The organism is Neobacillus sp. CF12, from assembly GCF_030348765.1.
GTDB lineage: Bacteria > Bacillota > Bacilli > Bacillales > Cytobacillaceae > Neobacillus.
In genome coordinates this window covers 5,189,453-5,212,544 of the sequence record NZ_JAUCEU010000007.1, presented here as the reverse complement: position 1 = coordinate 5,212,544, position 23,092 = coordinate 5,189,453, and the positions used below count along the sequence as shown (strand labels likewise).

General features: G+C 38.5%; 26 protein-coding genes, 1 pseudogene and 2 other annotated features. Of the genes and pseudogenes, 4 read left to right on the top strand and 23 right to left on the bottom strand.

The window, feature by feature from the left end:
• Positions 1–13: 13 nt before the first annotated feature.
• On the bottom strand, positions 14–1,051 hold the full coding sequence (pheS, locus tag QUG14_RS24870) for a phenylalanine--tRNA ligase subunit alpha (RefSeq protein ID WP_289343139.1): 1,038 nt from the start codon (positions 1,049–1,051) through the stop codon (positions 14–16).
• A gap of 68 nt (positions 1,052–1,119) precedes the next feature.
• Positions 1,120–1,363, bottom strand: a binding site (T-box leader).
• A gap of 61 nt (positions 1,364–1,424) precedes the next feature.
• On the bottom strand, positions 1,425–2,174 hold the full coding sequence (locus QUG14_RS24865) for a TrmH family RNA methyltransferase (protein ID WP_289343138.1): 750 nt from the start codon (positions 2,172–2,174) through the stop codon (positions 1,425–1,427).
• Between the two features lie 111 nt (positions 2,175–2,285).
• Between QUG14_RS24865 and sspI the strand changes: the two genes are divergently transcribed.
• Both sspI and QUG14_RS24855 read left to right on the top strand, forming a co-directional pair.
• Positions 2,286–2,492 (top strand): small acid-soluble spore protein SspI, encoded by a 207-nt coding sequence (sspI, locus tag QUG14_RS24860; protein ID WP_289343137.1) that lies wholly within the window; start codon positions 2,286–2,288, stop codon positions 2,490–2,492.
• A 20-nt stretch (positions 2,493–2,512) separates the two neighbouring features.
• Positions 2,513–2,749: a hypothetical protein gene (locus QUG14_RS24855; RefSeq protein WP_289343136.1), complete on the top strand. Its 237-nt coding sequence runs from the start codon at positions 2,513–2,515 to the stop codon at positions 2,747–2,749.
• Between the two features lie 18 nt (positions 2,750–2,767).
• Here the strand turns inward: QUG14_RS24855 and QUG14_RS24850 are convergent, their stop codons facing one another.
• The 4 genes from QUG14_RS24850 to dut all read right to left on the bottom strand — a co-directional run bounded on the left by QUG14_RS24850 (position 2,768) and on the right by dut (position 5,212).
• Positions 2,768–3,853, bottom strand: a complete 1,086-nt coding sequence (locus QUG14_RS24850; protein WP_289343135.1) for a M42 family metallopeptidase — start codon at positions 3,851–3,853, stop codon at positions 2,768–2,770.
• A gap of 129 nt (positions 3,854–3,982) precedes the next feature.
• Positions 3,983–4,264, bottom strand: a complete 282-nt coding sequence (locus QUG14_RS24845) for a hypothetical protein (RefSeq protein WP_289343134.1) — start codon at positions 4,262–4,264, stop codon at positions 3,983–3,985.
• Positions 4,264–4,563, bottom strand: coding sequence for a DUF2089 family protein (locus QUG14_RS24840; RefSeq protein ID WP_289343133.1), 300 nt, complete (start codon positions 4,561–4,563; stop codon positions 4,264–4,266). The genes QUG14_RS24845 and QUG14_RS24840 overlap by 1 nt, the downstream gene beginning before the upstream one ends.
• 214 nt (positions 4,564–4,777) lie before the next feature.
• Positions 4,778–5,212, bottom strand: a complete 435-nt coding sequence (gene dut, locus QUG14_RS24835; protein WP_289343132.1) for a dUTP diphosphatase — start codon at positions 5,210–5,212, stop codon at positions 4,778–4,780.
• 179 nt (positions 5,213–5,391) lie between these two features.
• On the opposite strand from dut, the gene QUG14_RS24830 reads away from it, so the two are divergent.
• Positions 5,392–5,772 (top strand): sigma-w pathway protein ysdB, encoded by a 381-nt coding sequence (locus tag QUG14_RS24830; RefSeq protein WP_289343131.1) that lies wholly within the window; start codon positions 5,392–5,394, stop codon positions 5,770–5,772.
• A gap of 4 nt (positions 5,773–5,776) precedes the next feature.
• Here the strand turns inward: QUG14_RS24830 and QUG14_RS24825 are convergent, their stop codons facing one another.
• The 13 genes from QUG14_RS24825 to QUG14_RS24765 form a co-directional block, all read right to left on the bottom strand.
• Positions 5,777–6,364: a TVP38/TMEM64 family protein gene (locus QUG14_RS24825; RefSeq protein WP_289343130.1), complete on the bottom strand. Its 588-nt coding sequence runs from the start codon at positions 6,362–6,364 to the stop codon at positions 5,777–5,779.
• A gap of 69 nt (positions 6,365–6,433) precedes the next feature.
• On the bottom strand, positions 6,434–6,697 hold the full coding sequence (locus tag QUG14_RS24820; RefSeq protein ID WP_483310756.1) for a DUF1294 domain-containing protein: 264 nt from the start codon (positions 6,695–6,697) through the stop codon (positions 6,434–6,436).
• 54 nt (positions 6,698–6,751) lie between these two features.
• The gene (gene rplT, locus QUG14_RS24815; RefSeq protein WP_132093038.1) at positions 6,752–7,108 is read right to left on the bottom strand and encodes a 50S ribosomal protein L20; all 357 of its coding nucleotides are present in this window, start codon (positions 7,106–7,108) and stop codon (positions 6,752–6,754) included.
• Between the two features lie 33 nt (positions 7,109–7,141).
• The gene (rpmI, locus tag QUG14_RS24810; protein ID WP_034676880.1) at positions 7,142–7,342 is read right to left on the bottom strand and encodes a 50S ribosomal protein L35; all 201 of its coding nucleotides are present in this window, start codon (positions 7,340–7,342) and stop codon (positions 7,142–7,144) included.
• A 17-nt stretch (positions 7,343–7,359) separates the two neighbouring features.
• Positions 7,360–7,863 (bottom strand): translation initiation factor IF-3, encoded by a 504-nt coding sequence (infC, locus tag QUG14_RS24805; protein WP_034676878.1) that lies wholly within the window; start codon positions 7,861–7,863, stop codon positions 7,360–7,362.
• 136 nt (positions 7,864–7,999) lie between these two features.
• Positions 8,000–8,132 (bottom strand) — a sequence feature (ribosomal protein L20 leader region).
• 174 nt (positions 8,133–8,306) lie between these two features.
• On the bottom strand, positions 8,307–10,244 hold the full coding sequence (gene thrS, locus QUG14_RS24800) for a threonine--tRNA ligase (RefSeq protein ID WP_289343129.1): 1,938 nt from the start codon (positions 10,242–10,244) through the stop codon (positions 8,307–8,309).
• A gap of 523 nt (positions 10,245–10,767) precedes the next feature.
• A complete protein-coding gene (gene ytxC, locus QUG14_RS24795; protein WP_289343128.1) occupies positions 10,768–11,640 on the bottom strand; it encodes a putative sporulation protein YtxC in 873 nt (290 codons plus the stop codon).
• 150 nt (positions 11,641–11,790) lie between these two features.
• Positions 11,791–12,720, bottom strand: coding sequence for a primosomal protein DnaI (gene dnaI / locus QUG14_RS24790; protein WP_289343127.1), 930 nt, complete (start codon positions 12,718–12,720; stop codon positions 11,791–11,793).
• Positions 12,721–12,733: 13 nt separating this feature from the next.
• Entirely contained in the window at positions 12,734–14,119 is a 1,386-nt protein-coding gene (locus QUG14_RS24785; protein ID WP_289343126.1) for a replication initiation and membrane attachment family protein, read from the bottom strand.
• A gap of 54 nt (positions 14,120–14,173) precedes the next feature.
• Positions 14,174–14,635 (bottom strand): transcriptional regulator NrdR, encoded by a 462-nt coding sequence (nrdR, locus tag QUG14_RS24780; protein ID WP_045523558.1) that lies wholly within the window; start codon positions 14,633–14,635, stop codon positions 14,174–14,176.
• 86 nt (positions 14,636–14,721) lie between these two features.
• Positions 14,722–15,120, bottom strand: coding sequence for a hypothetical protein (locus tag QUG14_RS24775; protein WP_289343125.1), 399 nt, complete (start codon positions 15,118–15,120; stop codon positions 14,722–14,724).
• A 105-nt stretch (positions 15,121–15,225) separates the two neighbouring features.
• Complete coding sequence (speD, locus tag QUG14_RS24770; RefSeq protein ID WP_095248884.1) at positions 15,226–15,600, bottom strand: adenosylmethionine decarboxylase; 375 nt, start codon at positions 15,598–15,600, stop codon at positions 15,226–15,228.
• A gap of 333 nt (positions 15,601–15,933) precedes the next feature.
• The gene (locus QUG14_RS24765; protein ID WP_289343124.1) at positions 15,934–16,965 is read right to left on the bottom strand and encodes a glyceraldehyde-3-phosphate dehydrogenase; all 1,032 of its coding nucleotides are present in this window, start codon (positions 16,963–16,965) and stop codon (positions 15,934–15,936) included.
• A gap of 533 nt (positions 16,966–17,498) precedes the next feature.
• Between QUG14_RS24765 and QUG14_RS24760 the strand changes: the two are divergent.
• Positions 17,499–18,002: pseudogene (locus QUG14_RS24760) on the top strand (transposase); the annotation flags it as partial.
• A 244-nt stretch (positions 18,003–18,246) separates the two neighbouring features.
• On the opposite strand, the gene coaE reads toward QUG14_RS24760, so the two are convergent.
• The 4 genes from coaE to polA all read right to left on the bottom strand — a co-directional run bounded on the left by coaE (position 18,247) and on the right by polA (position 23,076).
• Positions 18,247–18,852, bottom strand: a complete 606-nt coding sequence (coaE, locus tag QUG14_RS24755; protein WP_289343123.1) for a dephospho-CoA kinase — start codon at positions 18,850–18,852, stop codon at positions 18,247–18,249.
• Between the two features lie 20 nt (positions 18,853–18,872).
• A complete protein-coding gene (gene ytaF / locus QUG14_RS24750) occupies positions 18,873–19,514 on the bottom strand; it encodes a sporulation membrane protein YtaF (protein ID WP_289343122.1) in 642 nt (213 codons plus the stop codon).
• A gap of 89 nt (positions 19,515–19,603) precedes the next feature.
• Positions 19,604–20,431 (bottom strand): DNA-formamidopyrimidine glycosylase, encoded by an 828-nt coding sequence (gene mutM / locus QUG14_RS24745; RefSeq protein ID WP_289343121.1) that lies wholly within the window; start codon positions 20,429–20,431, stop codon positions 19,604–19,606.
• A gap of 11 nt (positions 20,432–20,442) precedes the next feature.
• Positions 20,443–23,076, bottom strand: a complete 2,634-nt coding sequence (polA, locus tag QUG14_RS24740; RefSeq protein WP_289343120.1) for a DNA polymerase I — start codon at positions 23,074–23,076, stop codon at positions 20,443–20,445.
• Positions 23,077–23,092 lie beyond the last annotated feature (16 nt).

The window sequence follows — 23,092 nt, the reverse complement described above, 5'->3', positions numbered from 1 at the left end:
TTATGCTCCTCCTCTACTCATGTTTAGAAAATTGTTTTAAGAACCGTACATCATTTGTATAGAAATGACGAATATCATCAACGCCGTATTTCAACATGGCAATTCGCTCTGGTCCCATTCCAAATGCAAATCCAGTGTATTTTTTAGAATCATAGCCAGCCATTTCAAGGACGTTTGGATGAACCATTCCTGCTCCAAGAATCTCAATCCAGCCTGTTTTCTTACAAACATTACAGCCATGTCCGCCGCAAATCATGCAAGAAATATCCATCTCAACAGAAGGCTCTGTAAACGGGAAGAAACTTGGTCGTAATCTGATTTCACGGTCTTCACCAAACATTTTCTTTGCAAAAACCTCTAAAGTGCCTTTTAGGTCACTCATACGGATATTCTCGCCGACAACGAGACCTTCAATTTGCATGAACTGGTGAGAGTGTGTCGCATCATCATTATCACGGCGGTACACTTTACCTGGGCAGATGATTTTGATTGGGCCTTTACCCTGGTTCTTTTCCATTGTCCGTGCCTGTACTGGCGATGTATGCGTGCGCAGTAAAATTTCATCTGTAATATAGAAGGAATCCTGCATATCGCGTGCCGGATGACCCTTTGGTAAATTAAGAGCCTCAAAGTTATAATAATCCTGCTCTACTTCAGGTCCTTCAGCCACTTGATAACCCATACCAATAAATAAATCTTCAATTTCTTCAATGATTCTTGTTAGTGGATGGTGGTTACCAACTTTAACCGGTCTTCCTGGAAGTGTTACATCAATCGACTCAGAAGCTAGTTTCTCTAATACAGCCGCTTCCTCTAGACCCTTTTGTTTTGCTTCTAATGTGGTCGCAATGGCTTCACGGACTTCATTTGCGAGTGCCCCCATCATTGGACGCTCCTCGGCTGAAAGTTTACCCATTCCACGAAGTACTTCCGTGATTGGTCCTTTTTTCCCTAAATAAGCAACGCGAATGTCATTTAATTCTTTTAAGCTTGAAGACTGTTCAATACTTTGAATAGCTTCCTGCTGCAATTCCTTTAAACGTTCTTGCATTTGAAGTTCCTCCTTATTTTCATATAATGGTGAATGACTTTTTGAAAAACAAAAAAACCCCATCCCTGGAAAGGGACGAGGTTTATAGTCGCGGTACCACCCTTGTAAACACAGTATGTAAAAAACACAAGTGTTCGCTTGATTGTGATAACGGCATAGGCCGGTGCACCTTTACACGAAAGTACTTTCGTGGTCCCGATGCCAACTCAGGAGGTGAACTTCTCTTAACATGCCCATAAAAGTGCTTTCAGTCACGGCACTTTCTCCCTAAATGGTCATTGATAAGATACTTTTCTCCGTCAACGTCTTTGGTTATTTTCAATAATGTAAATTATTATATAATATTTTACTTAATGATTCAAACTAGTATCGTCTATTTTTTAAAAAAATATAACAGGATGCCTGTTGCTACTGCGACATTGAGTGATTCACTTTTACCGTAGATGGGAATATAAAGGTTTGCTGTCGTTTTTTCAAGAAGTTCTTTGTTAACCCCGCTGCCTTCATTGCCAACCAGTAAGGCAAAGGAATCATCTGTTGAAATATCAGTATATGCAGATGCACCTTCCAGTGCTGTACCGTAAACCGAAATATTTTTCGCATTGAGTTTTTCGATCCACTCATTGAGATCGCCTCTTATGATGGGCAGGTGAAAATGACTGCCTTGTCCCGAGCGAAGTACCTTTGAATTATATACATCCACGCTTCCCTTACCTACGATTACTGCGTCAATACCAGCTGCGTCAGCCGTTCGAATCATCGTACCCAAGTTTCCTGGATCTTGTACTGCATCAATTAGCAGGTACGTCTTTGCATTCGGTACATCTATTAGAATCTGGCGGCAAACCGCATAAATCCCTTGCGGTGCCTCTGTGTCAGAAAGAGAATTTGATATTTCTTCCGTAACAATTGTAACGGGTATTTCTCCAGAATCCCAGCGCGGCGGGAGACCAGTCTTATCAGAAACGATAATTTCGATTACACGCTCACTTTGTTTTAATGCTTCTTCGACTAAATGAAAGCCCTCAACTAAGAAGGTTCCGGATTTATCCCGCTCCTTTTTCGTTAACAGCTTTTTCCATTGTTTTACTTTAGGGTTTTGAATGGATTCAATATGCTTCAAGTTTGTTCTCCTCTAGTGTTTTTTCTCATTATATCCCAAAAAAAATACATAATAAAACCAAATATAGAAATCATATTAAAGAAATACAGGATTAATAAGGAGTGTGTGATGATGAATTTAAATTTGCGCAATGCTATTATTCACAATGTTGCTGGTAACTCCCAAGATGAATTAGAAGATACAATTGTTGACGCCATCCAAAATGGCGAGGAAAAAATGCTTCCAGGCTTAGGAGTATTATTTGAGGTTATTTGGAAGAACTCCTCTGAGGAAGAAAAGAAGGAAATGCTTGCAACACTTGAAAATGGGTTAAAGTAATTTAGTATGGTGCTGCCGATTTGAACTCGGCAGCTCTATTTATGATTATCCGCCAGTATTTCTCGCCATCCGCCAGTATTTCTCGCTATCCATCAGTATTTCTCGCTATCCATCAGTATTTCTACGCCATCCGCCAGTATTTCTCGCCATCCGCCAGTATTTCTCGCCATCCGCCAGTATTTCTCGCTATCCGCCAGTATTTCTTGCTATCCGCCAGTATTTCTCGCCATCCGCCAGTAAAAAAGTCCCCGACATAATATCGAGGACATCAATTTCTATTCAAAGGTAATTTTATCAACTGTCTCCCGGTCTAATCGCTTGATCACTTCAACAATCAGTTTCACTGCATTTTCATAGTCATCACGATGTAGCATTGCTGCATGTGAATGGATATAACGTGTTGCAATCGTTATGGCTATCGACGGAACTCCAGTGTGTGAAGTATGGATAGGACCGGCATCTGTCCCTCCTCCTGGAATAACATCGAATTGATAAGGGATATTCATCTCATCAGCAACGGTAATAATAAAATCACGCAAACCTTTATGTGCCACAAGGGTAGCATCGTATAAAATGATTTGTGGACCTTTCCCCATTTTGCTCATTGCTTCTTTTTCAGAAATTCCAGGTGTATCTCCAGCAATACCAACATCGACAGCAAAACCGATATCAGGATTAATTTTCTCCGCAGAGGTTTTGGCGCCACGTGAGCCGATTTCCTCTTGAGTTGTTCCGAGTCCATAAACCTCGTTCGGATGTTCCACACCCTTTAACTGCTTCAATACATCAATAGCAATCGCACAGCCAATGCGGTTATCCCATGCTTTTGCCAAAAGCATTTTTTCATTATTCATAACCGTAAACTCGAAATATGGTACAACCATATCTCCCGGAAGGACACCCCATCCAAGAGCTTCCTCACGGCTAGAGGCACCAATATCAATGAACATATCTTTTATTTCTACTGGTTTCTTACGTGCTTCTACCGATAATATGTGTGGAGGCTTTGACCCAATAACACCAAGGATATCACCCTTTTTTGTCACAATCGTTACACGCTGAGCGAGCATAACTTGTGACCACCAGCCGCCAACTGGTTGAAAACGAAGGAATCCCTTATCATCAATTTGTGTAACCATGAAACCAACTTCATCTAAGTGGCCAGCTACGATAATTCTAGGACCGCCCTCTTTTCCCACCTTCTTGGCAATTAGACTGCCAAGGCCGTCTGTCGTTACGTCATCCGCATATGGTGCTATGTATTTCGTCATTACTTTGCGAACTTCCCTCTCGTTGCCGGGAATTCCTTTGGCATCGGTTAAATCCTTTAACATCGTTAAAGTCTCATCTAAATTAGCCATTGTATCGCCCCCTTTATGTATGCTCAAATTTTATTATACAGAAAATAAGGTTTATCTAATAGTTATTCTGTCTTTGATAATTTACTTCATTTTTTGCAAAATATGCTTTTTCCATTTCCATAATCCCTATTACATATCATGAGTTTTCATTCTATCTAATTCTTTTCGTCTTTTCTCACGAAGATACTTTCTACCACCATTCCATTCTGCAATAAGAAAAAGTATCCCTAAAATCAGTATTAGGATGAAGGCAATTGCACTTTCAATACGGCTTGTTACAAGCATCCATGTTAAAACAACAATATAAGCTACTGGTATAATTGCCCCCCAAAAAACACTATTCCTAGTTGAAAAAAAATATTGAACAGCTAATACACCGGCAGCTATTAAAACCCCATAAAAATCAACCATTACTTCTCATCCTTTTCTTGTTTATATTTTTCAATAATCAATTTTGCATCCTCAAGGCTTATACGATCATCAATTGAAAGCCTTTTGATAAACTTGATAAATTCCTCGTTATCTATGACATCGTTTATTTTTATTTTTTCAATTAGCCTATCTAGTTTAATTCTTACGGTTGGATATGAGACTTCATAAATCTTTGCGATTTCTTTTAGAGAACCTGAATTCAGAACAAAGTTTTTAATAAATTCCAAATCCTCACTCTCCAAAGACAGAATCCAGCTTGGAACATTTTTACTATCCACATCAACCACCCCTTTTCTTAATTTAATAATAGTTTAACATAAACTTTAATAATGTAAAACAAAATATTAATTTTATTTAAAATAATTCAAAACAATTGATAAACATTATAAAAAAAACCCTAATTTTGATATAATCCAAAATTAAGGTTTTCATTTATGGATAACTTCTCTTGCACAATCATGTATGGGACAACCATGATAGATCTTTGCTTATTTATTCACCTGATGAACCGAACCCACCTTTATCTCTTTCCGTGTTGGATAAAACCTCTGTTCTTTCAAGTTTAACCTGTATTACTGGAGTTATAACCATCTGAGCAATTCTCATCTGTTTCTCTACCTTAAAATCTTCTTTCCCGTGGTTTATTAAAATCACCTGGATTTCGCCTCTGTATCCCTCATCAATCGTTCCTGGGCTATTTAGTACTGTAATAGAATGTTTTAAAGCTAATCCACTTCTAGGTCTAATCTGTGCCTCTGTTCCTTCAGGTAATTCCATTTGTATTCCTGTTCGTATTAATTCGGATTCTCCAGCCTTGATTATCTTTTCCTCAATAGAAAATAAATCCATGCCAGCGTCACCTTCATTTGCACGATACGGTAATTTTGCTTCATTATTTATCAACTTAATTTTCACTTTATATTCCATTACAATCCCCCGATTTTTGTTTTGTTCCATTCTATTATGTATGAAGAATAAAACACTTAATTTTGTAATAAATCGTTAATATACTATTCCCTTAGCAAAAATTATACCAAAGTGTGGAAAGAATGAAACTTTTCTCTTTCTCAATCGTAAAGTAGTTAAAAGTACTAGGAGGCATGACCATGGTTTGGCTGCTGCGTATAGTGTTACTTTTCTTATTCATTTTCATAATTTTTGTAAGTATTAAATACTTCCTTAAACCTACACGTAAATTAGAAGCAGCGCGAAAACACAAACGTTTCTTACTAATAGACAATAAGGAGGTTGTGAAAAATTTCCAAATCACCTACAATGGTGCTGTCTTTACGGGAGAAAAATACTTAGGTGCTTCCAAAAACACGATAGATGTTGTTTCCATTTCTCTTTGGCCGGATCAAACCTCTTCCATTAAAGGCATGGCCAAGGAAGACTTTTATTTTATCGAGGAAAAGATTCACGAAAAATATCCAGTTGCGCAAATTAATTGGAAAAGTCCGATTCATGAATTTTTGCATCAAAAATAGCCGCTTAGCCAGCGGCTTTTTCTTTTGTTCTTTTAAAAAAAGCGTTCCATTTGATCACATTCTGCTTTTCTCTTAAAAGATAAACAAGACCAGTTAATCCAAATAAAGTCATTACGATAAAAATAGGGCTAAACGAACTTATATATTCACCAAAGATGGTAAAGAAAAATGCGATTGGAATATTCGTTACGAAAGACGCCTTCATGTACTCTTTAAATTTAGGTTTTCTTTGTTTTAAACAAAAGCTTAAGAGGTGATAGTGGACAAATGGAATTAGTCTCAAAATGGCAATTTGACCAACAGTAAGGTTGCGATATTCTCCGAACCATCGGTTTTTAATTTTAATAATCCGCTCCTGTGTTTTTGGCATTCTATCAATAAAAGCATAGAAAAAGATACTGACTCCCATTAAACCGATGACCGAATAAATAGTCCCCCATATAGTTCCAAATAACACGCCTCCAGCAATGACGACGACCGAGACAGGAATAAATAAGAACGATCTTAACAGATGAAATAGCATGAAAGCCAATGGTGCAAAAATACCGCCAGCCTCCACCATGATTAACAGCAAAGACAAGTCCTCATTCATAAAACAAAGCCCCCTCGGTGTTAATCTTTCTTGTTAATTAAGCATATAAATAGGACCATGCTGTTATGTCTACAAACTGTAAAAATAGCCTAAAAGAATGATTTCTGCTGCGGCTAGTAATGGAAAGCCCCATTTAAAAGGCATGTGCTTTGTTTTATGCCTAAAAAGTTGCATTCCTGCTGTTGTACCAACAGCACCGCCAAATATAGCAATTAGCCACAATGTTTTTTCACTAATCCGGTATTGGTGATTTTTTGCTCGCTCTTTATCTATCTTCATCACAATCAAACCAATCAGATTCATGATGATATACACTACAAAAATGGTACTCAATTCCCCATCTCCCTTATAGAAAAAGCCATCCTCCCATGGAGAATGGCTTCATTATTATTTCTGTTGTTGTTTTGCAACGTTTGCTAATTCAGCAAATGCGTTTGCATCACTTACTGCTAATTCAGCAAGCATCTTGCGGTTTACTTCGATACCAGCAAGCTTTAAACCATGCATTAAACGGCTGTAAGAAAGACCGTTCATACGAGCTGCTGCGTTGATACGAGTAATCCAAAGTTTACGGAAGTCGCGCTTCTTCTGGCGACGATCGCGGAATGCATACATTAAAGATTTCATAACCTGTTGGTTTGCTACTTTATATAATGTATGTTTTGAACCATAATAACCTTTTGCTAATTTAATAACTTTTTTACGACGCTTACGCGTTACAGTACCGCCTTTTACACGTGGCATTGAATTTCCCTCCTATATATCAATCGTTCGAGATTACTTAAGATTTGTTAATAAGAAACGAATGCGTTTGAAATCGCCCTTAGAAACTAGAGACGCTTTACGAAGCTTACGCTTAGCTTTAGTAGATTTGTTTGCAAATAAGTGGCTAGTATAAGCGTGAGAACGCTTCAGTTTACCAGAACCAGTTTTCTTGAAACGCTTTGCAGCGCCACGGTGAGTTTTCATTTTTGGCATTGGGATAGTCCTCCTTATTACTTTTCAGTTTTAGGTGCTAGAACGAGGAACATGCTTCGTCCATCCATTTTTGGATGAGACTCGATGGTTGCAACTTCCTTGCACTCAGTAGCAAAACGGTCCAACACTCGCTGACCGATTTCTTTATGGGTAATCGCCCGGCCCTTGAAGCGGATTGAAGCTTTTACCTTGTCGCCTTTTTCCAAAAACTTAATCGCATTGCGAAGTTTTGTATTAAAGTCATGCTCATCAATTGTTGGGCTTAGACGAACTTCTTTTGTAACAATAATCTTTTGATTTTTTCGAGCTTCTTTTTCTTTCTTTTGATTCTCGAATTTAAATTTGCCATAGTCCATAATTCGGGCTACCGGAGGTTTCGCATTTGGTGCAACTAGTACCAAGTCAAGATTCACTCGTCCGGCAATCTCCAGCGCTTCAAATTTGGTTTTAATCCCCAATTGTTCGCCGTTTTGATCAATTAAGCGAACTTCGCGAGCGCGGATACCCTCATTTAACAACATGTCTTTGCTAATAATTAGCCACCTCCAAGGTTTTCACGAATACAACTTTCGGGTCAAGAAAGTCACTTGAATGACTTTGAGACGCTTTTGCTGTTTCGGCAAGAAATGAACAACTTTTTTAAATGCTTTGTTTTTTACAAATAAAAAAGTGCGGATGTAATACACCCACACTTTACGAAACAAAAGTAATAAACTAAAGAGTTCACGTAAAACCTGCCAACTGCCAATTGCGTCAATCAGGTGAGAAGCGGGTGCTTCTTCTTTTCCCAAAACTAGTATTCAATTTTCCTTAGTTACTATAACATAAGCAAAGACGTAATGTCAAACATGCATTGCATTTCATATGGCAACGAAATTCATTCTATCAAGAAACGAAAAATTATTCAATAGAAATTTTTTCTTTTTTCAAAGTAAAAAAGGGAGACGAATCTCCCTTTACTAAGTTATCCTCTTTTTACTTCTGCTTTTAATGACTCGAGAAATTGTCCAAATGGCTCTGTTGCTGACTTTTGTTCTCCGTATTTGCGGACGTTAACGGCATTTTCTTCTACTTCTTTGTCGCCGACAACGAGCATATATGGGATTTTTTGCATTTGTGCTTCTCTGATTTTGTAGCCAATTTTTTCATTACGGCCATCTAATTCAACGCGGAAGCCTTCATTTTGAAGCTGCTCCTGTACCTGTTTCGCAAAATCAAAGTGTGCTTCTGGTGAAACAGGTATCACCTGTACTTGGACGGGAGCTAACCAAGTTGGGAATGCCCCTTTGTATTCTTCAATTAAGAAGGCTACAAAGCGTTCCATTGTTGAAACGACTCCACGGTGGATAACAACTGGGCGGTGCTGCTTGCCATCTTCACCAACATAATTTAAATCAAAACGTTCAGGGAGCAAGAAGTCTAATTGAACTGTAGATAGAGTTTCCTCTTTACCTAATGCAGTCTTAACTTGAACATCAAGCTTTGGACCGTAGAAAGCAGCTTCCCCTTCAGCTTCATAATAATCCAGACCGAGGTCATCCATTGCTTCCTTCAGCATACTTTGCGCTTTTTCCCACATTGCGTCATCATCGAAATACTTTTCAGTATCTTGTGGATCACGGTAGGACAGACGGAAGGAATAGTCATTAATGTTGAAATCTTTGTATACTTCTAATACAAGATTAACAACCCGTTTAAATTCGTCTTTGATTTGGTCTGGTCGAACAAATATATGTGCATCATTTAAAGTCATTCCACGAACACGCTGTAAACCTGATAAAGCACCAGACATTTCATAACGGTGCATCGTTCCAAGTTCAGCAATCCGGATTGGAAGTTCACGATAGCTGTGAATCGCATTCTTGTATACCATCATGTGGTGTGGACAGTTCATTGGACGAAGAACCAATTGCTCGTTATCCATATCCATTATCGGGAACATATCTTCCTGGTAATGATCCCAATGACCGGAAGTTTTGTATAAATCAACGCTTCCCATGATTGGAGTATAAACGTGGTCATAGCCAAGACGCTGCTCTTTATCAACGATATATCTTTCAACAACTCGGCGAATTGTTGCACCTTTTGGAAGCCATAATGGCAGCCCCTGACCAACTAATTGTGAGCTAGTAAATAGGTTTAACTCTTTTCCAATCTTTCGATGATCCCGCTCTTTCGCTTCTTCTAGTAAGCGAAGGTGCTCCTTCAAATCCTCTTTCTTGAAGAAAGCTGTACCATAAATACGCTGAAGCATTTTGTTTTTGCTATCTCCACGCCAGTAAGCTCCTGCGATGCTTAACAATTTGAACTCTTTTATTTTTCCAGTTGAAGGAACATGAACACCACGGCACAGGTCTGCAAACTCACCTTGTTCGTAGATTGTTACTGTTTCCTCATCCGGAATCGCCTCAATTAGTTCCAGCTTGTAAGGATCACCCTCAGCTTTGAAGAACTGCACTGCTTCGGCACGGCTTACTTCTTTACGGACGATTTCAATGTTTTCGTTGACGATTTTCGCCATTTCTTTTTCTATTTTTGGAAGGTCCTCTGGAGTGATTGATTCTTCAAGGTCGATATCATAATAAAAGCCACCTTCGATAACTGGTCCTACTCCAAGATTTACTTCTTTTCCATAAAGTCTTTTAATCGCTTGTGCCATTAAGTGGGCAGTACTATGACGTAATATCTCCAAGGCTTCCTTTGATTCTGGTACAACGATTTCTATGGAACCGTCTTCTATGACTGGACGGCGAAGATCAAATAATTGTCCATTCCATTTCCCGGCAATTGCTTTTTTCTTCAGTCCCGGGGAGATGGAAGCGGCAATATCTTCCGTTGTTGTTCCACGAGGGAACTCCTTTACTGCTCCATCTGGAAACGAAATCTTAACAACGTCTGACATGGTAACTCCTCCTTTAAAATGTAGAGCGCCTTAATAACAGGCTGCTTAAAAATAAAAAAACCCGTCCCTGGAAAAGGGACGAGTTTAATAAACACGTGGTTCCACCCAATTTTTCATTTTTAAAAAAGTAGCTTTAAAAATGACTTTAGGACAGGGTAACGGGCTGTTTCCCGTCAGGCGATTACTCACTTCAAAGAAGCGTTCACCGCTGAAGTTTAAAGGTGGTAAGCATTCAATCCGTGCTAGGAGGCTTTCAGCCTGCGTCCTCCCTCTCTGGTAACCGTGAATAAATACTATTGTCCTTATCATTACTTTTGCTTGATATATTGATGTCTAGCTTCAGCGCCTAGCCCCTCGAGTCATAAGCCAATCGCTTCGGAAGGCAAAGAGCGCCTTCTGTCAGCGCTCGTCTTATGCTTGTCGGGCCAGACAAGGCGCTTCAGCATTTCTGACTATGTACTGTATTATAATGATTCTAATTTCAAAAATCAATACACCAAGCATACAATTTTCACACTATTTTTCAAGCCCCATTTTCGTTTGCGGAGTTCTCCTTGTGAATCCATTCTTTTATATGACGCAAACCCTTGAATGATTTGATTAATACTCTCTCTTCAAAAATGTTTTTAATGGTCCTTATCAGCGGTTCCTCTGGATTTTTTGTGTAGAGTAAAATGGTCTTAGGTGCGATGGATAATAAAGGTGCAATCGAAGCAGAATCTACATACACCGGGTGGTTGAATAAAAGTTTCCGGTCTATCATTCGCACCAAGTCTCCCCTCTTTATCTCTTCAAATTGCTCATCAAAGAAAGTGATTTCCTCATCAAACAACAGATGCAGCGTGTCCATTTTTGGCTCCCGGCCTGCTAAAAAGTCGCGTAATGTTTGGATAAACATTTGATATTCTTGCTCCATCTTGTACTCGTCTATTGCTATTTCCACGTAACTTTCTAACATTTTTAAATAAGGACGCAACCGAAATTTAAGAAAGGAATCAAACGAAAAAGAGACATGGTCTTGAAAAATTTCCTCAACAGCATCTCGAATTTTTGCTTCTTCTCCGTTCGCCTTAATTAAAACAGCTAATTCCTCCCGCTGCCCTTCCAGAACAGAATAAATAATCTCCATGATAAGCTGCTGCTCTTCTGGATCCTCGAAAAAATATTGCTCTTGTAATATTGCAATAAACCAATCATCACGCTTTATTTTTATAATAAATTCATAAAATGCTCTTTTGACCTCTTCATGCCCTGTCTTGCTTTCCAAAATCTTTACTATATGTCGATCTTCGAAATGAAGAATATCTTGATTATTTGAATTATATCGTAAGCACTTCAGCAAGTGATCATAAAACCTCTTCGCATCCATCTTGCTTCGGAAGATGATTTCTGCCAACCAAATCCCCCCTCTAACCCATACTCTGTTTTACTATTTATATGGGGGACTTGGCCAAAATAGAAGTTATGTCAGTACAGTTACAGCTATATTGTAAAAAAAAATAGAGGATTACCGAAAATATATCGGTAATCCTCTATAAAGTTCTATTTAATCACGGCGATTTGGTCCATCAACGAGGACGGGATCACTTAAACTTCGAATTCTTTCCATGATTCTCCGCGCCTTCATCTTTTCCTCTTCACCACGCTGACTGTAGGTTAAATGGTGCTCAAGGCCCTGAAAATCAAAATTTGAAGTGAAAAAGGTTGGAAGCTTTTCGAGCATTCTAAATTGAAGGATTGGTCCCAATACTTCATCCCTTGTCCAGCTGGAAACAGCTTCAGCACCAATATCATCAAGCATTAAGATTGGCTCTTTCTTTAAAGCTTCAATTTTTTCATTTAAAGAATTATCACCAATCGCACTTTTCATCTCGCGCAGCAGTTCTGGAACATAAACAATCATGGATGTAATTTGCTTTTTAGCTAACTCGTTGGCAATGGCTCCTAATAAATAAGATTTCCCCACACCAAACTTACCATATAGATATAACCCCTTAGGCTTAAGACCTGCCTCGTAATTCATTAAAAACGTAGCCGCCTTATCCCCCGCATCTAAACGACCCAAGTCACCCTCAAAGTCCTCAAAGGTAGCTTCCAATATGTCTCTTGGCACGTATAGACTTTTGATAAGCTTTTGGTTTTTCTTTTGTTCATCCGCCATAACTTTTCTAGGGCAGCGTTTATAAACAACATCGATTGAATTACGAACCAGCACCAAATCAGGGTGAAAGCCTTTCATGAAATTCACACAACCCTCCAGACTCTCGCACCGATTACATTCTATACTTTGCTGGGTATATTCATAAAGCTTACTCATGCTTTTTTCAATCGTACCCTGATCTAGTTCATTTTGATGCTCTGTCAGAAAGGCATGAATTTCAGGGTGATTTAGCACTTGCTTCCGCTGCTCTTCATAGCGCTTCTGAAAACTTTCATTTGAGGCTAAACGCTTAAGTGTTCGATTTATTTTTTCCAATTATCCTCACCCTCTATTTTCGAAAGGCTTTTAGTTTTTCTTCAATGGAACGTTTTTTCGCTTCAAGATCTGGGTCATCCTGCTTCGAATCTTTTACACTCTCTTTTCCATTCTCTTCAAACCAATCCGGTAAGACCTCTGTTCGAATTGGTTTTTTGTTCGTAGCTTTCCCTGTCTTTTTACTCTCTTTAAAGCTGCGTTCTTCTTTTCTAGCAGCCTCCATTGCGTCCTTCACTGTCTTTATTTTAAGTCGTGCCCAGTGGCTGGCAATGGATTCAACAAAATTCTTTGTAAATTTCATGTCCGTTTTTCTCAGCACAACTTCAATTAATACATTTACAACGCCAGGTGGAAGTTTATATTTTATCATGATTTCTTCTAATATTTTTAAATTCGCCACAGAAGGTTCTACCCCGCCTGATAGTTCCTTAAAAGTGACAATCGGCGGTGTAGTTTCATAATAACGAATTAATTTTTCTTCTTGAGTCTTAGGTTCCGTTAATTGAACCTGATGTACAGCCGGCTGTGTTCGATTGATCAAACTCGGGAGTTGATCATAATTTTCAAATTGATACCAATCTCGTGCACCTTTTCGAAGATCCTCGATATCAATTTCATCGTTTTCATTAATAGCCCCTAGAATAAAGTTCTTCATTTCAATAGGACTAATACCATAGAGAAAGGCAAGGTTGCTAACAACCTCTTTAACCTTTTTAGTAAGTGACTTTTGAGGGACTAGTGATTCATTAAGACCGGCCATTAACATCTCAAAATCAAAGGTTGAAGTGTCAATTTGAATTGGTTTTTGATCTGATCTCCCAATAAATTCTTGAGCAGGTTCTGCCTCCAAGTCTTCGGAATGCTCCTGCATATACTGAAGACTGCCAGGCGTTGCAGAAGCAAACACATCCTGAAACGCTCTTGTCACATCCAAATAATCTTCTTCCATTGGCTTTTTGGGGATGCTAAAAAATCGTTTTAGTCTTGAAAAATGATTCTTCCCTATTTTTCGATATAAATAAATATTTAGCATACCATCAAGGAAGAATTGCTCCGGGTTTAGCGGGGGGTGGATTTCATAAATGAAAGAACGTCCGCTTTCATCTGTTTTTACATAGGTTTTTAATAGCCCAATCCCCTCTAGTTTCAATCTTGCCTCATGTATATCCTTTAAATTGACACTTAATAAATTCATCAATAAATGATGGGTGGAGGATTCAGACCACAATCTATTTTCATCAAGTTCAGCCCAAAGTGTCATATATAAGCTCAAACATGTTGAGCCGATTAAGGGCTGATACAAAAAAGTAAGCACTTTACGATCATATTCATGCAGCAATCCACTTGACGTAACAAGGTAACGGTCAATCGGAATCAATTCCTGCCAATGCTGCGCCATTACATTCACCCTTTAATAAAAAGTAATAAAGAGCCAAAGACGTTCTTTAGCTCCTTAGGATTTCTCCTTGTTTATCAGTTCTTTTAATTCTTGAATAAAAACATTTATATCTTTAAATTGACGGTAAACAGAGGCAAAGCGCACATATGCCACTTCATCCACATGTGCAAGCCTGTCCATGACCATTTCACCAATCAATTCACTTTTTATCTCTGAAATTCCTTGACTGCGTAGTTCCTTTTCTACCCCTTGGGTAATATCTTCTAATTCTTTTAAAGCAACAGGGCGTTTTTCACACGCTTTGATTAAGCCTCGTAAAATTTTATCACGGCTGAATTCTTCCCTAGTACCTTCCTTTTTGACGACAATAAGTGGAATTTCTTCAATCTTTTCGAATGTCGTGAAACGATATCCACATTCTTCACACTCTCGCCTTCTTCGGGTTGCACGACCCTCATCTACCGGCCGGGAATCAAGCACACGTGTACCATAATTTTGACATGAAGGGCACTTCATTTGATCAACTCCCAAATCAATCCATACATAAGTATAAATATCTATTCTTTTATCTTATTCAAAAGAAAACGGTAACACAAGAAGTATTATGAGCTTTTTCCAATTCTGACAAGAGTATGTACTTTGTTCATTTTCTCGTAATAGGAAATTAATCTTTTTCTTAAAATCGGATACAGGCCAATCGGTGAAAACTTTTCAGAAGAAATATTAAAGTCAACAGCTGTTTCCATACCTCTAACAGATATCACCGTTACGATTAAGAAACAAGGTATTGGTTTATTAACTTCCACCGCAATCTCTCCATGATCTTTGGAAACCGTAACAATTCGACAATCTGCATCTTGCTTAAATAATTCCTCAACGGATTGAAAAACTTGATTGAATGTTGCTTTGTAATAATGTGTACTTAATGAACTATCCTTTTGATCATCAGTCGTTTCGATTTTTTTAGTAAAACGAATAAATAAGTCACGAATTATAGACATGTGCAGCCTCCAGAAATATACTTTACCCTTAGTTTACAATACTTTGAGAAAAAAATAAAAAGAGGTGTACTAAAAATACACCTCTCGTCGTTTTTTATTTTAGAATTAAAGAGCTTTTGCCTGTTTTACATGAACAGGACCCATACCACGTGGAATTTCAATATTTTCACGAGTTTGTGCATTCAAAGCTTCTGCAATATAATCTGCTGCTACATTTGGGTTTAAATCGCCGCAAGTATAAACATCAATGCTTGCATAGCCGTGCTCAGGAAAACTGTGAATTGTTAAGTGCGATTCAGAAATAATAACAACACCGCTTACGCCTTGTGGTGCAAATTTATGAAATGCAACCTCGCGAATTTCCGCACCTGATTTAAGAGCTGCTTCGACAAAAGTTTGTTCAATAAAATTCATATCATTCAATTTTTCAAAATCGCATCCCCATAATTCAGAGATCACGTGACGTCCCATTGTTTCCATATTCATTTTTCCCCCTCTAAACATTTTCGCTTCATTCCTGAAATCCTTATATTGACGGTGCCTGCGTAATTACCACGGGGGAAAGTTAGTCCAGAGAGGTCCTAACCCTTTAAGTAATTAATAGGTACCTAATTTCAAGAAGTTCACGATGACTAGTATACTAAGTTTATATTTTTTTTGCAACCTATCAATCTAATTTTTTTTACAATCTTTTCGTAACAATGTTTAAAGGGCTTTTCTCTTCAGAAAAAAAAAACGAAGTTCAACTTATTTTATGCAATCGTTAGTAAAAAGCCACAAAAAAAATGCTGTCAATTGACAGCATTTTTTGTCTTATCCAACTTTCACTTGATTTGAATTCGCCATTAGGTGTGCAACATATAAAGTAAGATCGACGACACGGGAAGAATAACCCCATTCGTTATCATACCATGCCAGCACTTTTACTTTCCTGTCACCCATTACCATGGTTGATAGTCCGTCAATGATTGCAGAGTACGGATTTGTATTAAAATCTACTGATACAAGTGGTTCCATCGTAAAATCTAGGATTCCCTGCAACGAACCATTTTTAGCTTCAACAAATGCTTGATTAATATCATCAATCGTAACATCTTGTTTCAAATCAACAACTAAATCCACTAGCGAAACATTTGGTGTAGGTACACGAAGTGACATCCCATGCAGTTTACCCTTTAACTGAGGTAATACAAGTGACAACGCTTTAGCAGCACCTGTAGAAGTTGGAATGATAGATTGTCCACATGCTCTAGCTCTACGCAAATCTTTATGTGGGTTATCGATGTTGCGCTGATCATTTGTATAGGAGTGAATCGTGGTCATCAGACCATTTTCGATACCAAACTTTTCATCTAGCACTTTTGCTACAGGTGCAAGACAGTTAGTTGTACAAGAAGCATTAGAAATAACATCATGTTGCGTAATATCGAGTTTTTCTTCGTTAACTCCCATCACAATCGTAATATCCTCATTTTTGCCCGGTGCAGTTATAATTACCTTTTTCGCGCCTGCATCTAAGTGCAAACTAGCTTTATCACGTGAGTTAAATTTTCCGGTTGCTTCAATTACTACATCGATATTTAACTCTTTCCATGGAAGTTGCTCTGGATTGCGATTATTAAGTAATTTAACTCGTTTACCGTTCACAATTAGCTCATCGTCTAATGCAATAATATCCCCTTGAAATGCACCATGAACCGTATCATATTTGATTAAATGAGCCAGCGTTTCCGATGGATAGCTTGCATTGATAGCAATAATATCCAGCTTATTTTCAAGGATCGCTTTTCTAAAAACCATCCTTCCAATTCTCCCAAAACCATTAATTGCAATTCTCGCCTTCATTTCACGGCCCCTTCCGTAATATGTTATACTTGTTAACTTAATTTGATGTAATTAGTATAACACATTTAATTAAATAAGTGATATATAAAGTGCGGATTTTTTAAAATGTTTTACAACATAGGTCATTTGTAACGAAATATAGGCATAATCATCGATTATTACTTAACCCCTACTCAAAATCCAAACAAGGGTTCCCCCTTCTCAGGCTGTCGAGAAACTCTCGACAGTCTTTTATTTTGGCTCTTTTCTTATAGAATGTTGTTTTTTGTATACAAATGGACCGTTCCTTTCCGCTACAGGTGCTTGCTTTCCGCGGGGAGGAAGTCGAGCCTCCTCGACGCTGCGCGTCTGTGGGGTCTCGACTTTTCCTCTACATCCCGCAGGAGTCAAGCACCTTTCGCTCCAATCCACTCCTTGCTATCTTGATAATGGCACCAATCTTACAGAAAAGGAGACTTTATTTTCAATAACTTTAACAGTTCACCGCGTTAATTTGATATAATACTATTAATATTAATAGTACGGTGGATTAAGCTTATCGATTGTTCCTAGGACTAAAGCTAAACGATCTGGTACCCCATCATTCAACTATAAGCTGGAACCGGCGTACCCGTTTTAAAGATACGAATATATTTCAGGAAATTTTTGATGATATTGTCTTCCTAGTGCTACAACAAGATGGTTGGAGGAAGAGTTTTGTTTACTGATTCCACGCACCTTAAAGCGAACGCAAATAAAAATAAATTCACTAGAGTCGAAGTGGAAATTGAAACACCGAATACGTAGGAGATCTAAACAAAGCAATTGAGGAAGATTGGGAAAACCATGGAAAAAAGCCTCTAAAGGAAAAAGTAGAGCGAAGCTTCGCAGATTCAAAAGAACTGGATGGGCTTCGCTATTTAAAGTTACGGGGATTGCATAATGCGAGTGAGCAAGTGTTACTCACCGCAGCATGCCAAAATATAAAAAAGATTGCCACACACTTGTTTAGGCTGGAAAAAGTGTGTGGCAATTCTAAGTTAATGCACCCCTGTTGATTGGAGCGGAAGGTGCGAAGACTCCTGCGGGAGTACGGGGCAGGGGGAGACCCCGCAGGCGCTTCAGCGCCGAGGAGGCTTCCCGGCACGCCCGCGGAAAGCGAAGCACCTGGAGCGGAAATCAACAGGCCATTGAGCAGGCAGGAATTTTTCAAAAAAATCGTAGGTTAGTCTTTGTTTAAATAAAAAATTGCCGAGAAAGATACCCTTTCTCGACAATCTGAGAAGGGTTCCCCCTTCTAATTTAAGTCAATGCTATTCCCCACGCATTCAAAACCTCAATTACCTGTTTTTTTGTATCCTCAATGGCACCATTATTATTGATGACGGCGTCGGCTAATGGTACTTTATCTGAAAGGGGCATTTGTGATTTAATTCTTGCCTCTGCATCCTCAAGTGATAGGGCATTACGTTCCATCAGTCTTTTTAACTGGATATCTCTATCTACATATACAAGGATTGTTTTTTCCACCATATGTGTTAGTTTGCTTTCAAACAGCAAGGGAATATCGAGGACGATGACCTGTTCCCCGCGAGCCCTGGCTGCCTCAACTTGATTATTCATCCTTTTTCTAACTTCAGGATGAACAATGCCATTTAAGAGTTGTCTTTTTTCAGCGTTATGAAAAATGATCGAACCCAGTTTTACCCTATCAATTTCTCCGCTAGGCAGTAAAATATCGTCACCGAATTCATCAATGATTTTTTGATAGGCTGGTTCTCCTTTTTCAACAGCAAGGCGGGCTTCTACGTCTGCATCAATGACAGTGATGGCCATTTCTTTCAGCATATTTGAAACTGTACTTTTTCCACTGGCTATTCCGCCTGTTAGTCCGATTACTAGTGACATACTCTTTTCCTTTCCACAGATCATAATTTCATTATACCGATGATAATTAACAAGACCCCCGGTAAAAAGGTAAACTTTTGGACTAAGTTAAATTTATGAAAAAATACACCACTCTTTATTCCCAATAGGAGAAATAAAGAACTCTTTACAGCAACGCTAAGAGCTAAATATAAGGGTGAAAAGCCAAGCATGGCTGCCCCGATTCCTGCACCAAACGCATCTATAGATAAGGCAAAACCCAGCATGAATGCCTCGATTCCAGTAATCGTACCCGAACGGTCAAAGTCCGCTGTCATTGGTTTTTTTAAAATATTAATGGCTATTCCTAACGAGCGGATTTCAAAATTAATAATTAGCTTTTCATGTTCGAGTAGTTCTGCATCCTTTTCTTTTTCCGGCCTAAAAAATTGATACAATACCCAGGCGCCAAGAGCGATTAGGATGAATCCCCCAAGGCTTGCTGTAATATTCGGAGAAAAGATTTTTGCCAGGCCATGACCAATTGACACTGCAATCATTAAGGAAATTGCTGAACAGGTTGCAATGATGAGTACTGATTTAAGTGGCAGTACCATTTTTCTTAGTCCATACGTAAACCCTACGCTAAAGCTATCAAGACTGAGAGCAAAAGCCAGCAGGAGAAGTGAGAACAATTGAAACATGATGTCTAGGGCTCCTTCCGTCAATCACTACGATAGTATATGGGAGGAGCCTATCCTTTGTTATTAAATTGTCAGTACACTTCTACGGCCTATAGTTTTTGGCAGACAGGACAATAATGAGTCCCACGTCCCCCTACTGTCGTTTTTTCTAATGGGGTTCCACACTTTTTACACTCTTCCCCTTTACGACCATAAGCATATAATTCAAGTTGGAACATCCCAATTTCCCCTTGCGAGTTTACGTAGGAGCGAATGGTACTTCCACCTTTTTTGACCGCTTCCTCTAAGGTCTTAACAATCTCCCGATGCAGCAATGTTAATTCTTTTTCACTCAGAGAATTTGCAATTCGTTCTGGATGAATGCCAGAACGGAATAAGGCTTCATCCACATAGATGTTTCCAAGTCCAACAAAGACTTTTTGATCCAGGAGTGCTGGTTTCACCTTCCTGTTGGTCTTTTTCAGCTTCATAGACAAATATTCCTTGGTAAACTCTTTTGAAAACGGTTCGGGTCCAAGGTCAATAAGCGGAGGTTTTAGAAATTCCTCCCCTTTTTTATATAAGTGCATTGTTCCAAATTTACGGACATCCCGATAACGCAATTCACTTCCATCGGTAAAATGAAAGATAACATGCGTATGTTTATCATAAGGTTCTTCCTTTGGATAAAGCCCATATTTGCCTTCCATCCTTAAATGGGAAACTAAAGCGAAGGTTTGTGTGTAGATAATTAGGAACTTTCCCCTTCGACCAACATCCTCAATGATTTCTCCTTTAAGAGCATCAATGAATTGCTCAACCTCAACTGGATTTTTGATGATTTTCGGCCAATGTACGGTTATATTCTCAATTTGTTTATGTGAAACAAGCTGTTTTAACGTCTTTCTTACAGTTTCTACTTCTGGAAGTTCCGGCATATATATCCCCCTTATTTTGCGTCAAACCACGTCGGGCCATAAGAATAGTCTACTTTTAATGGCACCTTTAATTCGAGGGCATTTTCCATTACATCAGGAACTAATTTCTTCAATGTTTCAATCTCTTCTTCTGGTGCTTCAAAGATAAGTTCATCGTGCACTTGGAGAAGGAGTCTTGTTTTTAACCCATAATCCTTCAAGGCTTCAGCCATATCAATCATTGCCTTTTTAATAATATCAGCCGCACTCCCCTGAATCGGAGTGTTCATTGCCGTTCTTTCAGCGAAGCTTCTGATATTAAAATTACGATGCGTAATTTCAGGAATATACCTTCTTCTTTGCAAAAGGGTAGTTACATAGCCTTTTTGTTTAGCTGAATGAATGATATCATCCATATATTCCTTTACACCAGGATAGCTTTCCAGATAGCGGTCAATAAATAAACCGGCATCCTTACGTGTAATACCCAGACTCTGAGAAAGTCCATAATCACTAATACCATAAACAATCCCGAAGTTAACCGCCTTTGCCTGGCGTCTCATATTGGATGTTACCTCTTCGGCTTTCACGTGGAAAACATCCATTGCGGTTTTCGTGTGAATATCGAGGTCATCCTTAAATGCTTGAATCAGTTTTTCATCGCCGGCAATGTCCGCTAGAACCCTAAGCTCGATTTGCGAATAATCGGCTGCAAAAATAATCCAACCTGGCTCTGATGGTACAAAGGCTTGGCGAATTTTCCGCCCCTCTTCTAATCGAATCGGTATGTTCTGTAGATTTGGGTCAATCGAACTTAATCTGCCTGTCGCAGTTAATGTCTGTTGGTATCGCGTATGAATTTTACCTGTTTTAGGATGAATCACTTTTAGTAAACCTTCAATATAAGTAGATTGAAGCTTACCTAACTGTCTGTAATGAAGGATATACTCAATGATTTCATGATCATTTGCCAGCTTTTCCAAAACATCAGCTGATGTGGAATATCCCGTTTTCGTTTTCTTAAAGGTTGGAAGATTTAGTTTCTCAAATAAAATCACACCTAATTGTTTGGTGGAATTAATATTGAACTTCTCACCGGCTAATTCATAGATAATTCCTTCGATATCGATAAGTCTGTCATGAAGTTCACTGCCCATTCTTTGCAAACGTTCCTTATCGACTTTAATTCCGCACGATTCCATATCAGCCAGAATAAGTGATAATGGCATTTCCAGTTCAGTAAACAATTCATATTGTTCATTTGTTTTTAATTCATCTTCTAACTTTTGTTTTAAATCAAACATGGCAAGACTTTTTCGAACTAAGTGCTCCGCTACCAGCCCTGCCTCTGGTATTTTCCGCTTAGCCCCTTTTCCGTAGAATGACTCATCAGATTGAATTGTCATTCCATACTTTTTGCCGATAGTCGAAAGGTCATCAACACTTTCAGATGGATTAATGATATAGGAAGCCATTAACGTATCAAAATTAACACCTTTTAAATGGATATCATGCCTTCTTAACGAAACCTCTGAACGCTTTGCATCGTAGACGGTTTTCTTTTTTGATTCATCTTCAGCCCATTTTTTAAAACTATCAGACTGAATGGCTAAATCTGTTGGTAAATAATAATATCCATTTTCATTCACCAGTGAAAAACCAATGATATCAGCATAATGATAATTATCTTCGAGCATCTCAACATAAAAATAATTATCATCCGCAAATAAATCATCTGTTATCACATCGGGCGTTACAAAATCTATATCTTCGAGTTCAACCTGTTCAATACTTGCTGTATCTCCAGCTAATTTTTCCAATAAAGAATGGAAGCCGAGATCCTTATATATTGCTACAACTTTTTCTCTTTTAAATCCCTCGTAAGCGGCATTTTCTACAGATATTTCTACTGGCGCCTGCCTTTCAATCGTGGCAAGCTCCTTGCTCATCATTGCTTGGTCCTTAAACTCTTCAAGCTTTTCTTTTAACTTATTTCCTGTCACTTGGTCAATGGATTCTAGTAATTTCTCTAAGGTTGAAAATTCCTTCAGCAGCTTAATCGCTGTTTTTTCTCCAACACCTGGTACACCAGGTATATTATCTGAAGGATCACCCATTAACCCCTTCATATCGATAATTTGCTCCGGTGTTAATCCATACTTCTCCATCACATGTGCAGGTGTGTATTCCTCGATATCAGTAATCCCTTTACGCGTAATTCCCACTGTTGTATGTTCAGAGGAAAGTTGAGTTAAATCTTTATCTCCTGAAATCACTTTGATTTCATAACCTTCATTTTCCGCAGATAATGAGAGAGTGCCAATAATGTCATCTGCCTCATAATTTTCAAGTTCATACCTTTTTATTCCAAATGCGTCAAGAAGCTCTCGAATATAAGGGAATTGCTCGGATAATTCAGGAGGTGTTTTTTGCCTTCCGCCCTTATATTCAACAAATGTCTTATGGCGGAATGTTGTCTTCCCTGCATCAAATGCCACTAGTATATGGGAGGGCTTTTCATCTTCTATTATCTTATTTAGCATCATTGTAAAGCCGTATACAGCGTTTGTATGTATGCCTTTATCGTTATTTAACAGGGGCAGTGCAAAGAACGCACGGTACGCGATACTATTTCCATCTATTAATACTAATTTCTTCTTTTCCATCCATTTACCCCATTTC

Bases quoted from the DNA above. Each gene is read 5' to 3' on its own strand.
- QUG14_RS24775 (WP_289343125.1), bottom strand. From the start codon at position 15,120: ATGTCTATAATTCGTGACTTATTTATTCGTTTTACTAAAAAAATCGAA.
- QUG14_RS24850 (WP_289343135.1), bottom strand. From the start codon at position 3,853: ATGGCTAATTTAGATGAGACTTTAACGATGTTAAAGGATTTAACCGAT.
- QUG14_RS24830 (WP_289343131.1), top strand. From the start codon at position 5,392: ATGGTTTGGCTGCTGCGTATAGTGTTACTTTTCTTATTCATTTTCATA.
- infC (WP_034676878.1), bottom strand. From the start codon at position 7,863: ATGTTGTTAAATGAGGGTATCCGCGCTCGCGAAGTTCGCTTAATTGAT.
- QUG14_RS24765 (WP_289343124.1), bottom strand. From the start codon at position 16,965: ATGAAGGCGAGAATTGCAATTAATGGTTTTGGGAGAATTGGAAGGATG.
- rpmI (WP_034676880.1), bottom strand. From the start codon at position 7,342: ATGCCAAAAATGAAAACTCACCGTGGCGCTGCAAAGCGTTTCAAGAAA.
- mutM (WP_289343121.1), bottom strand. From the start codon at position 20,431: ATGCCGGAACTTCCAGAAGTAGAAACTGTAAGAAAGACGTTAAAACAG.
- pheS (WP_289343139.1), bottom strand. From the start codon at position 1,051: ATGCAAGAACGTTTAAAGGAATTGCAGCAGGAAGCTATTCAAAGTATT.
- speD (WP_095248884.1), bottom strand. From the start codon at position 15,600: ATGGAAACAATGGGACGTCACGTGATCTCTGAATTATGGGGATGCGAT.
- QUG14_RS24845 (WP_289343134.1), bottom strand. From the start codon at position 4,264: ATGGTTGATTTTTATGGGGTTTTAATAGCTGCCGGTGTATTAGCTGTT.
- sspI (WP_289343137.1), top strand. From the start codon at position 2,286: ATGAATTTAAATTTGCGCAATGCTATTATTCACAATGTTGCTGGTAAC.
- QUG14_RS24825 (WP_289343130.1), bottom strand. From the start codon at position 6,364: ATGAATGAGGACTTGTCTTTGCTGTTAATCATGGTGGAGGCTGGCGGT.
- ytaF (WP_289343122.1), bottom strand. From the start codon at position 19,514: ATGTTTCAATTGTTCTCACTTCTCCTGCTGGCTTTTGCTCTCAGTCTT.
- thrS (WP_289343129.1), bottom strand. From the start codon at position 10,244: ATGTCAGACGTTGTTAAGATTTCGTTTCCAGATGGAGCAGTAAAGGAG.
- polA (WP_289343120.1), bottom strand. From the start codon at position 23,076: ATGGAAAAGAAGAAATTAGTATTAATAGATGGAAATAGTATCGCGTAC.
- rplT (WP_132093038.1), bottom strand. From the start codon at position 7,108: ATGCCACGTGTAAAAGGCGGTACTGTAACGCGTAAGCGTCGTAAAAAA.
- nrdR (WP_045523558.1), bottom strand. From the start codon at position 14,635: ATGAAGTGCCCTTCATGTCAAAATTATGGTACACGTGTGCTTGATTCC.
- dut (WP_289343132.1), bottom strand. From the start codon at position 5,212: ATGGAATATAAAGTGAAAATTAAGTTGATAAATAATGAAGCAAAATTA.
- QUG14_RS24785 (WP_289343126.1), bottom strand. From the start codon at position 14,119: ATGGCGCAGCATTGGCAGGAATTGATTCCGATTGACCGTTACCTTGTT.
- coaE (WP_289343123.1), bottom strand. From the start codon at position 18,852: ATGTCACTAGTAATCGGACTAACAGGCGGAATAGCCAGTGGAAAAAGT.